Below are 9,309 nucleotides of genomic sequence, written 5' to 3' on the forward strand. Positions count from 1 at the left end.
CCGGATCAGACGAACTGGCTGAGCCCCGGAATCGAGCCGACGACCTCGTCGACGACTTCGTCACCGGCATATTGCCTTGCGACTGCGATGGTTTCCTTGGCGAGCGCCGAGATCTCGCTCATGCCCAGGCCCTGGCTCATCAGTTCCTGGCCGAGCGCCATGATGCCGCCGCCAGCGCCGACGGCGCTCATGAGGCCTCCGAGGAGACCGCCGCCGCCACCAGTCTCGGCACCGTTGAACTGGGCTACGAGATCGGGCGCGCCGGGGATTGCCGTGATCATCTTCGAGACGGGTCCGTCCGGAGCCTCGCGCTGCAGGAAGCCGAGCATCATGCCGACGGCGCGTTCGGCGATATCGGGGGCGATGCCTGCCTTGGCGGCGATCTGGTCTACGACTTCGTTCATGGGGCTCTCCTGCCACAGGGATTAAAGGTAGCCTCAAGCGTATTTTGTTTGGCCGGCCAACTCAAGGCGACGTGACGCGGGAGATAGCTTTTCTGCGATTATGGCAGTGCCCGCAGCAAGTTGTTGTTCCTGCGGAAGACCCCCTTTATAACTAGCAATGTAAAACACGATCGCAGCCGGCAGGGCTGCCTGATCCGGTGGGGAGACGACGGATGGCTGACGACAAGGGACAGATCTTTCTCGGCGCCAGCCGCAAGCCGGACGACAGCATCGCCGGCAAGGAATACCTGTCGCTGAAGTTCGGCAACCGCCACGGGCTGGTGACCGGCGCTACCGGTACGGGCAAGACCGTATCGCTGCAGGTGATGGCCGAGGGCTTTTCGCGGGCCGGCGTCCCGGTCTTCTGCGCCGACATCAAGGGCGACCTTTCCGGCATTGCGGCGCGAGGCGAGCCGAAGGATGTCCTGCTGAAACGCGCCGAGGAGATCGGCCTCTCGCCGTATGAATTCGAGCAGTTTCCGGTGATCTTCTGGGATCTCTACGGCGAAAAGGGCCACCGCGTCCGCACCACGATTGCCGAGATGGGGCCGCTGCTGCTGTCGCGGCTGATGGACGCGTCGGAAGCACAGGAAGGCGTCATCAACATCGCCTTCAAGATCGCCGACCAGGGCGGACTACCGCTGCTCGACCTCAAGGATTTCCAGGCGCTGCTCAACTACATGGGGGAAAACGCGTCTGCGCTTTCCAACCAGTACGGCTTGATCTCGAAATCCTCTGTCGGCTCAATCCAGCGCGGGCTGCTGGTGCTGGAGCAGCAGGGCGCCGAGCATTTCTTCGGGGAACCAGCCCTGAAGATCAGCGACATCATGCGCACCAGCCAGAACGGTTATGGCCAGATCTCGGTCCTGGCCGCCGACAAGCTGATGATGAACCCGCGTCTCTATGCGACCTTCCTCCTCTGGCTGCTGTCAGAACTGTTCGAGGAACTGCCCGAGATCGGCGATCCCGAAAAGCCGAAACTGGTGTTCTTCTTCGACGAGGCCCACCTGCTCTTCGACGACGCTCCGAAAGTGCTGACGCAGCGCGTCGAGCAGGTGGTGCGACTGATCCGCTCGAAGGGCGTCGGCGTCTATTTCGTCACCCAGAACCCACTCGACGTGCCAGACACCGTGCTTGCCCAACTCGGCAACCGGGTGCAGCATGCGCTGCGCGCTTATACGCCGCGTGAGCAAAACGCAGTACAGAGCGCTGCCGAGACGTTTCGGCCCAACCCCGATTTCGATTGCGCCACCGTCATCACCACGCTCGGTACCGGCGAGGCTTTGGTGTCGACGCTGGAGGGCAAGGGCGCACCGTCCATCGTCGAGCGCACGCTGATCCGCCCGCCTTCCGGGCGCATCGGCCCGGTCACGGATGACGAGCGCCAGAAGATCATGGCCAACAGCCCGGTTGCCGGCCAGTACGACCAGGATATAGACCGGGAATCTGCCTACGAGATCCTGATCGCCCGGGCCAGCAAGGCCGCCGACCAGGATGCCGCCAAGCAGCACCCGCAGGCTCAGCCCGCCGACAACGACAACGCCTCGGGCCGCTGGACCCTGCCCGGCTTTGGCGGAGACAAGGACGAGACCAAGGAGAAACCGGCCGGACGGGCCGGCTATCAGCGGGAAACGGTGATGGAGGCGGCGCTAAAAAGTGTCGCCCGCACCGTCGCGACCCAGGTCGGGCGAGCGCTGGTGCGGGGTATTCTTGGCAGCCTGAAGCGGTAGCAAGCGCCGGGTGTGAAGCGAGAGAATCGGAGTGAGCCCCGGTTCCGATCCGGGGCTTTGGCGATCAACGCTTGCGGACGAACTCGGTGCGCAGGACGAGGCCCTTGATGGCGTCGTGGCGGCAGTCGATCTCTTCCGGATTGTCGGTCAGACGGATGGACTTGATGACAGTGCCCTGCTTCAGGGTCTGGCCTGCGCCCTTGACCTTGAGATCCTTGATCAGCGTGACGCTATCGCCGTCCTTCAGAACCGTGCCGGAGGCATCGCGCACTTCGACGGCACCGGAAGCGCCGGCAGCCTTTACTTCGGAGGCGGGACGCCAGTCGCCTGTCGCCTCGTCATACACGTATTCGTCGTTATCGGCTGCCATCGAAATCTACTCCTGATGCAAAGATCGCCGCTTATAGCAGTCGCGCAATCAATCGCAACATCTCCTCACCCGCCCTTCCTCTGGTCGAACCGGGCGCGGGCCTTTTCAACGTCCTGCAGGTTATCGACCGTCCAGCTGTAGAGAGCGCGGAAAGGCGTTTTCAGCGAATGACCAAGCGGTGTGATGCTGTACTCGACGGCAACCGGCGATGTATCGATGACGCGGCGGTCGACGATACCGTTGCGCTCGAGACGACGCAGGCTCTGGGTCAGGGATTTCTGGGTGATGCCCTCCAGCGTGCGGCGGATCTCGTTGAAGCGCAGCGGGCCGTCGCAAAGGGCTGCCAGCAGCAGCACCGACCATTTGTCGGCGATCTGCTCCAGAAGCAGGCGGTGCGGGCAATCGGCGGCGCTGAGAACCTTTTTCCGGGAGGAGCTTGCGATTTCCCCACCGGCTTCCCGCGACAATGCCTGCTGTTCTGACATGGTGGTTTCCTTTGAGCAACCTAGTGGCCGAAAAGTGCCTGATTGACACTAGGTATCCAGGATATACTAATCTGCCGCATCATCAATGCGGAGCCTTTCCATGAGTTCAACAGACGTATCCTCCCTGTTCCAGCCCTTCCGCGTCAAGTCGCTGGAACTGAAGAACCGCATCGTCATGGCGCCGATGACGCGCTCTTTCTCGCCGGATGGCGTCCCTGGCGACAACGTCACCGCCTATTACCGCCGTCGCGCCGAAAACGAAGTCGGACTGATCCTTTCGGAAGGCACGGCAATTGACCGCCCGGCCGCCAAGAATGATCCCAATGTGCCGTTCTTCCATGGCGAAGCATCGCTTTCCGGCTGGAGCAACGTCATCGACGCCGTCCACAAAGCCGGCGGCAAGATGGGCCCGCAGATCTGGCATGTCGGCGCCGTCAGGAACGCCCGAACCGAGTGGGTTCCGCCATCGCCGATCGAGAGCCCATCGGGTCTCGAGGCTCCAGACGCACCATTCGGCGAGGCAATGAGCGACGAGACCATAGCTGACACGCTTGCCGCCTATGCGCGCGCTGCCGCAGATAGCAAGCGCCTGGGCTTCGACACACTCGAAATCCACGGCGCCCATGGCTATCTGCTCGACCAGTTTTTCTGGGGCCTTACCAATATCCGCGACGACCGGTTTGGCGGCACGTCGATCAAGGAACGCTCGCGCTTCCCGATCGAAGTTGTCAAAGCCATCCGCGCCGCAGTCGGTCCGGACTATCCGATCATCCTGCGCCTCAGTCAGTGGAAGCAGCAGGACTACAAGGCCCGCCTGGCGGAAACCCCGGATGAAATGGCGGACTGGCTCGTGCCGCTGGTCGAAGCCGGGGTCGACGTGCTGCATTGCTCGCAGCGTCGTTTCTGGGAGCCTGAATTTGCCGAGATAGACGGAGAGAACGGCCTGAACTTTGCAGGCTGGGCGAAGAAGCTCACCGGCGCTGCCACCATCAGCGTCGGCTCCGTCGGCCTCTCCGGCGATTTCATGGCTGCTTTCGGCGGCGAAAGCTCGACGCCGACCGGTCTCGACAATCTGGTGCGCCGGATGGAGCGCGAAGAGTTCGACCTCATCGCCGTCGGCCGTGCGCTGATCAGCGATCCGGCCTGGGCCGCCAAGATCCATGCTGGCGACACCGCCGCCCTCAAGGACTTCAGTCCTGCCGATTTCGGCCAACTGGTCTGATCTAGCCTCGATGAAGTGGGACGGCGGCGATCATCGCCTTGCCGCCGTCAACGCGAACAATGCCGCCGTCTCGTCATCCTGGTCTCATGCAGTTTGACTTTGATTTGCTCGAAGCAGTTTCGGGATTTCCCCTCATGCGCAACCGTTGTGTTTAGCGGCAGCGGTCCTCGCCAACATCATCATCTTGTTCCAGGACAAAAAAGGCCCTCTCCCGGCTGGGAGAAGGCCTTTCGCGTGTCCCGGCAAATGCTGGCTCAGGCAACCGTGACCGGCACTTCGGTCGTGGTGCGCATGGCGTGGCTGTAGGGGCAGACGATGTGGGCGGCAGCGGCGAGCTTTTCAGCCTCGGCCTTTTCCATGCCCGGGATGTGGACGGACAGCGCCACTTCGATACCGAAGCCGGTGCCGTCTTCGCGCGGGCCTATGCCAACCGTTGCGGTGATCTTTGTGTCTTCCGGGATGCTGACCTTCTGCTGGCCCGCGACATACTTCAATGCGCCGAGGAAGCAGGCGGAATAACCGGCAGCAAACAGCTGTTCAGGATTGGTGCCGGCAGCGCCGTCGCCGCCCAGTTCCTTCGGAACCGTCAGCGTGACATCGAGTGCGCCGTTTTCAGATGCTGCGTGGCCCGCACGGCCGCCTGTTGCAGAAGCCTTGGTGGTGTAGAGAATAGGCATATCGCGTTTCCTTCTCGGTTGGACGATCTTGCTCGGTTGGATGATTTTATATATCGCGAAATCTAATTGTGCGCAATAGATATTTGCGATTTGATTTTAGAAAGCCCCTGTGGGCAATTACATGGGAACTGAACGGCAGGATGAAATGGCAGAGCACGTGACTAGACGAGTGGTACCCGACGAGGAAAAACGCCTCGAGCGGCAATTGTGCTTTGCCGTCTACGCCACGGCGCATGCGTTTACGCGTGCCTACAAGCCGATCCTCGACCGCGTCGGCCTGACCTATCCGCAATATCTGGTGATGCTGGTGCTGTGGGAGAAAAGCCGGCTGCCGGTGAAGGCGATCGGCGAGCAGTTGGATCTCGATTCCGGAACACTGTCGCCGCTGCTGAAGCGTCTCGAGCAGAACGGGCTTATCGTCCGGACGCGCGATGCAGAGGACGAACGGCAGCTTATCGTGTCGTTGAGCGACAAGGGAGAGGCGATGAAAAGCGAGGTCGATGGCATCATGCTCGCCATCGGCGAGACCATAGGCTGCAGCATCGACGATATGGCAGGTCTTCGCGACCGCCTGCAGCAGTTGCGGGCCAATCTGACAAAATCAGACTGACCCCCATTTTCAAGGTCTATTACTGGATGACCATGATCGGTGCCTTTTCCGGCACGCGGTCGTAGACGTCGATGACGTCCTGGTTCAGCATGCGGATGCAGCCCGACGATACGGCCTTGCCGATCGAATGCCAGTCCGGATTACCGTGCAGGCGGTAGAACGTGTCCTGCTTGCCCTGGAAGATATAGAGAGCACGCGCGCCGAGCGGGTTCTTGAGGCCTGGGCCCATGCCGCCGTTCTTGATCGAATACTTGACGAGTTCCGGCTGACGGGCAACCATTTCGTCCGGTGGGTTCCAGCGTGGCCATTTCTGGCGCCACTGGATAACGCCGGTGCCCTGCCAAGCGAAGCCTTCGCGACCGACGCCGATGCCGTAGCGCATTGCCGTGCCGCCGGGTTCGGTGATGTAGAGGAAGCGGGTGCGTGTATCGACGATGACCATGCCGGCCGGCTGTCCGGTGTCGTTGATGACGCGCTGGCGCCAGAACTTCGGGTCGATCTGCTGATACGGAATGGCCGGCAGGAGATAGCCGTTGTCTTCCATTGCAGCGTAGATCACGGCCGGATCTGGCTGTTCGCCCCGATAGCCGTTGCCGCCGAGCCAGCCGCTGATCATCGGCATCGGGTTGCGGTATTCGATGATCTGGCCGCCGGGACCGGCCGAAGAGGCGCAGCCGGCGAGCGTTGATGCGGCGCCGATGCCAGCGAAGGTCAGAAATTTACGGCGTGAAAGAGACGAAGGCAGGTTCATGTGTGAACATCATTCCATGGTGCGGGGGCGTCGGGCGGACAAAAACGACAAGTGCCGAATCAGTTTCGCCGATTGAAGACCATTCAAGCTTAACAAGCCTTTAAAGCGCCTGATCTTCCGCCGCTATCGCGCTTATGCAACAGCTCCTAAAATAGTAGACTGAGACGCCTACATCACGACAATTTGCGTATGGGCCGGCACGCGATTGTAGAGATCGATGACATCCTGGTTGAGCATGCGCACGCAGCCCGACGATGTCGGCTTGCCGATCGACTGCCAGTCCGGCGTCCCGTGGACACGGTAGAGCGTGTCCTTGCCGTTGTTGTAGATATAGAGAGCCCGCGCACCCAGCGGGTTGGTCGGCCCCGGATTCATGCCGCCGCGCTCGGCCGAGATCGGTCGCATGTCCGGCTCGCGCGCCACCATTTCCGCCGGCGGCGTCCAGCGAGGCCACTTCTGCTTCCACTGCACCACGCCCCGCCCGGCCCAGGCATAGCCTTCGCGACCCAGCCCTACGCCGTAGCGCATCGCCTTGCCGTTGGCCTCGACCAGATAGAGGAAGTAGTTCCGGGTATCGACGACGATGGTGCCCGGCCGCTCGGTCGACTGATAGCTGACCTCCTGGCGCAGGAAGCGCGGATCGATGCGGGAATAGGGTATGGCCGGAAGCGTGAAATCGTCTTCGTGCTGCTGGGCATACATTGCCTGGTGCACCGGATTGGAAACCGGCAGGCCATAGGTCTGGTGAAACTGCGTCTGGTAGATATTGCGCACCTGGGGCACCGGCTGCACCGGCAGGCGCTTGACCTTTTCGGGATCGATGCCTTCCGGCCGGTAGAAGACCGGTGCGGTTTCCTGGGCAAAGCGATCCGGATCGGTGGCGCCGGTGTCGGGAATGATGCTGCAACTTGCCAGCGCGAGGCAGGAGACAGTCGAAGCCAGCAACAGCAAACGGGAAAGGAGCATAGGACCAGCCATCATCGAAAACGCGCAAAAGGAGCAATGCACCGCACCCTGCCAGCCACGGCTGGCGCGAGGCTGGTGTCGGGTGCAGAAGTAGGCAGTGAGGCAGTGAGGCAGTGAGGCAGGCTTGTCATCCGAATTGGGCTGGATGGCGCAGTTATTTTGAGAAACCATCCAATGTGTTGTTTTCGACGCCGCCTCGCTCCTTTAGAACGACCTGAGGAGGATCGTATGACGCTGAACATTCTCGACCCGCAGGCTTTTGCCGCCACAGACCGCGAGGCTTGGCTGGCGCTGGTTGGCAAGGCGCTGAAGGGCGCTGATTTCGACCGCACGCTGGTGTCTGCGACCGACGACGGTATCGCCATCCAGCCGCTCTACGAAAGACGTGTGGCTGCAACACCGCTCGCGCGTCGCCAGCCATCGGCGGCCTGGGCGATCTGCCAGCGGATCGACGATCCCGATGCAACACGCGCCTTGTCGCAACTGGCCGACGATCTGGCCAACGGCGCCACGGCTGTCAGCATGGTGTTTGACGACAGCGCCCAAGGTTTTGGCACGGGGATCGGTGCAGACAACAGGGCGCTTATCGCCTCAATCTTTGCCGCCACCGCAGGCCGTCCGGTTTCGATGCGGCTCGAACAGGGCGTCCAGTCGGTTTCCGTCGTCGATAACTTCCTGCAGTCTTCCGGCACGGACCTACCGCAGACAGTGCATTTCGGCATCGACCCCTTCACCCCGGCGGCCTTTGGCGGACGGCCTGTCGAGACGGCCGACCTCGGCACCCGCTTCCGGCAACGGCAAGGGCTGGCACGCGGCGGCACCATCCTGAACGCCGACGGGCGGATCATCCACAATGCCGGCGGCACCGAGGCGGAGGAACTGGCCGTCATGGCAGCGACAATCGCCGCCTATCTGCGCCTCCTCGAGGCAGAGCGCATTGAGCCGGAAGCGGTGCTCGGCGCCATCAGTCTCAACCTCTGCGCCGACCAGGACCAGTTTCTCACCATTGCCAAGGTTCGCGCCGCACGGCTGCTCTTTGCCCGCATCGCTGAAGCCTGCGGCGTCGATCCAGCGCCACGGCCGCATGTCTTCACCGAAACCAGCTGCCGCATGCTGACGCTGCGCGACCCCGAGACCAATATCCTGCGCAACACCATCGCAGTATTTGCCGCCGGCACGGGCGGCGCCGACGAGATTGCCGTGCTGCCGCACACCCTGGCGCATGGCATCCCCGACCCGCTGGCGCGACGCCTGGCGCGCAACACGCAGCTTGTATTGACCGCCGAAAGCCACCTCGCCGACGTTACCGACCCTGCAGCCGGCTCCGGCGGCCTTGAGGCGTTGACCGATGCACTGGCGGCAAAAGCCTGGGCGCTGTTTGGCGATATCGAACGCGCAGGTGGCTTGCAGGCCGCCATCGCCGATGGCAGCCTGGCATCGATGGTGGCGCAATCCCGACAGAAGCGTCCGCCTGGACTGATTGTAGGGACGACACTGTTTGCTGCGGAAAAGGAGCGGCTCGTCACGGTGCTGGGACCTCGGACCACAGTTGCCACTGTCGGCGTGCGGCCGGTGCGACGGGACGAGGAGACGGTATGATGATGGTCGAACAGGGTGCCGCTGGTCGGAACTTGATGGCCCGAAGCCAACGGCCGCAAGAGGATATCGATGTCCAAACAGTCGACGACAGTACCGATCCCTCCCTCATTCCTGTGCTCGTCACAGGAATCCAGCACGCCCAAGTCTTTGGGCGGAAAAGGCTCTTGCGCGTGTGGCACCGGTCCCCTCAAGGCGCAGACGCGCCTTGGCTGGATTCCTGTAACGAGCACAGGAATGAGGGCGGATGGGGCGGGGCTCGAGAAAAAGGAGTGGCCCCGCGGCGCGGGTCATCGATAGGTGGCCAAGGGAGCCGCGTGACATCTGCCCTACGACTATGCGGCCTGACACCCCCCTCCTCGAAACAGGGCCGTCTTGCGGCGACACAGAGCGCCGCCCCTTCCCTCATTCCTGTGCTCGTCACAGGAATCCAGCACGCCCAAGTCCTTGGGCGGAAAA

Annotated in this window: 10 protein-coding genes; 4 read left to right on the forward strand and 6 right to left on the reverse strand. The window is 62.2% G+C overall.

The window, feature by feature from the left end; genetic code table 11:
- Positions 1-5: 5 nt before the first annotated feature.
- Positions 6-404 (reverse strand): hypothetical protein, encoded by a 399-nt coding sequence (locus tag J5278_RS14350; RefSeq protein WP_142824311.1) that lies wholly within the window; start codon positions 402-404, stop codon positions 6-8.
- Positions 405-616: 212 nt separating this feature from the next.
- On the opposite strand from J5278_RS14350, the gene J5278_RS14355 reads away from it, so the two are divergent.
- On the forward strand, positions 617-2,173 hold the full coding sequence (locus J5278_RS14355) for a helicase HerA-like C-terminal domain-containing protein (protein ID WP_209229192.1): 1,557 nt from the start codon (positions 617-619) through the stop codon (positions 2,171-2,173).
- A 64-nt stretch (positions 2,174-2,237) separates the two neighbouring features.
- Here the strand turns inward: J5278_RS14355 and J5278_RS14360 are convergent, their stop codons facing one another.
- Both J5278_RS14360 and J5278_RS14365 read right to left on the reverse strand, forming a co-directional pair.
- The gene (locus J5278_RS14360) at positions 2,238-2,543 is read right to left on the reverse strand and encodes an alkylphosphonate utilization protein (RefSeq protein WP_142824309.1); all 306 of its coding nucleotides are present in this window, start codon (positions 2,541-2,543) and stop codon (positions 2,238-2,240) included.
- Between the two features lie 65 nt (positions 2,544-2,608).
- Complete coding sequence (locus J5278_RS14365; RefSeq protein ID WP_209183173.1) at positions 2,609-3,028, reverse strand: helix-turn-helix domain-containing protein; 420 nt, start codon at positions 3,026-3,028, stop codon at positions 2,609-2,611.
- Positions 3,029-3,128: 100 nt separating this feature from the next.
- On the opposite strand from J5278_RS14365, the gene J5278_RS14370 reads away from it, so the two are divergent.
- Positions 3,129-4,250: an NADH:flavin oxidoreductase gene (locus tag J5278_RS14370; protein ID WP_209187360.1), complete on the forward strand. Its 1,122-nt coding sequence runs from the start codon at positions 3,129-3,131 to the stop codon at positions 4,248-4,250.
- Between the two features lie 254 nt (positions 4,251-4,504).
- Here J5278_RS14370 and J5278_RS14375 read toward each other — a convergent pair whose 3' ends face one another.
- Positions 4,505-4,927 (reverse strand): organic hydroperoxide resistance protein, encoded by a 423-nt coding sequence (locus tag J5278_RS14375; RefSeq protein ID WP_209183171.1) that lies wholly within the window; start codon positions 4,925-4,927, stop codon positions 4,505-4,507.
- 121 nt (positions 4,928-5,048) lie between these two features.
- On the opposite strand from J5278_RS14375, the gene J5278_RS14380 reads away from it, so the two are divergent.
- Positions 5,049-5,537 (forward strand): MarR family winged helix-turn-helix transcriptional regulator, encoded by a 489-nt coding sequence (locus J5278_RS14380; protein ID WP_224128065.1) that lies wholly within the window; start codon positions 5,049-5,051, stop codon positions 5,535-5,537.
- A 19-nt stretch (positions 5,538-5,556) separates the two neighbouring features.
- Here J5278_RS14380 and J5278_RS14385 read toward each other — a convergent pair whose 3' ends face one another.
- On the reverse strand, positions 5,557-6,288 hold the full coding sequence (locus tag J5278_RS14385) for a L,D-transpeptidase (protein ID WP_142824305.1): 732 nt from the start codon (positions 6,286-6,288) through the stop codon (positions 5,557-5,559).
- Between the two features lie 168 nt (positions 6,289-6,456).
- A complete protein-coding gene (locus J5278_RS14390) occupies positions 6,457-7,254 on the reverse strand; it encodes a L,D-transpeptidase (protein ID WP_247749013.1) in 798 nt (265 codons plus the stop codon).
- A 228-nt stretch (positions 7,255-7,482) separates the two neighbouring features.
- Between J5278_RS14390 and J5278_RS14395 the strand changes: the two genes are divergently transcribed.
- Complete coding sequence (locus J5278_RS14395; protein ID WP_209183169.1) at positions 7,483-8,853, forward strand: methylmalonyl-CoA mutase family protein; 1,371 nt, start codon at positions 7,483-7,485, stop codon at positions 8,851-8,853.
- Positions 8,854-9,309: the final 456 nt, after the last annotated feature.

The organism is Rhizobium sp. B21/90 (assembly GCF_019355815.1).
GTDB classification, from domain to species: Bacteria; Pseudomonadota; Alphaproteobacteria; order Rhizobiales; family Rhizobiaceae; genus Rhizobium; species Rhizobium rhododendri.

Excerpts from the sequence above, each read along its gene's own strand:
- J5278_RS14350 (WP_142824311.1), bottom strand. The coding sequence starts at position 404 with ATGAACGAAGTCGTAGACCAGATCGCCGCCAAGGCAGGCATCGCCCCC.
- J5278_RS14355 (WP_209229192.1), top strand. The coding sequence starts at position 617 with ATGGCTGACGACAAGGGACAGATCTTTCTCGGCGCCAGCCGCAAGCCG.
- J5278_RS14360 (WP_142824309.1), bottom strand. The coding sequence starts at position 2,543 with ATGGCAGCCGATAACGACGAATACGTGTATGACGAGGCGACAGGCGAC.
- J5278_RS14365 (WP_209183173.1), bottom strand. The coding sequence starts at position 3,028 with ATGTCAGAACAGCAGGCATTGTCGCGGGAAGCCGGTGGGGAAATCGCA.
- J5278_RS14370 (WP_209187360.1), top strand. The coding sequence starts at position 3,129 with ATGAGTTCAACAGACGTATCCTCCCTGTTCCAGCCCTTCCGCGTCAAG.
- J5278_RS14375 (WP_209183171.1), bottom strand. The coding sequence starts at position 4,927 with ATGCCTATTCTCTACACCACCAAGGCTTCTGCAACAGGCGGCCGTGCG.
- J5278_RS14380 (WP_224128065.1), top strand. The coding sequence starts at position 5,049 with ATGGGAACTGAACGGCAGGATGAAATGGCAGAGCACGTGACTAGACGA.
- J5278_RS14385 (WP_142824305.1), bottom strand. The coding sequence starts at position 6,288 with ATGAACCTGCCTTCGTCTCTTTCACGCCGTAAATTTCTGACCTTCGCT.
- J5278_RS14390 (WP_247749013.1), bottom strand. The coding sequence starts at position 7,254 with ATGCTCCTTTCCCGTTTGCTGTTGCTGGCTTCGACTGTCTCCTGCCTC.
- J5278_RS14395 (WP_209183169.1), top strand. The coding sequence starts at position 7,483 with ATGACGCTGAACATTCTCGACCCGCAGGCTTTTGCCGCCACAGACCGC.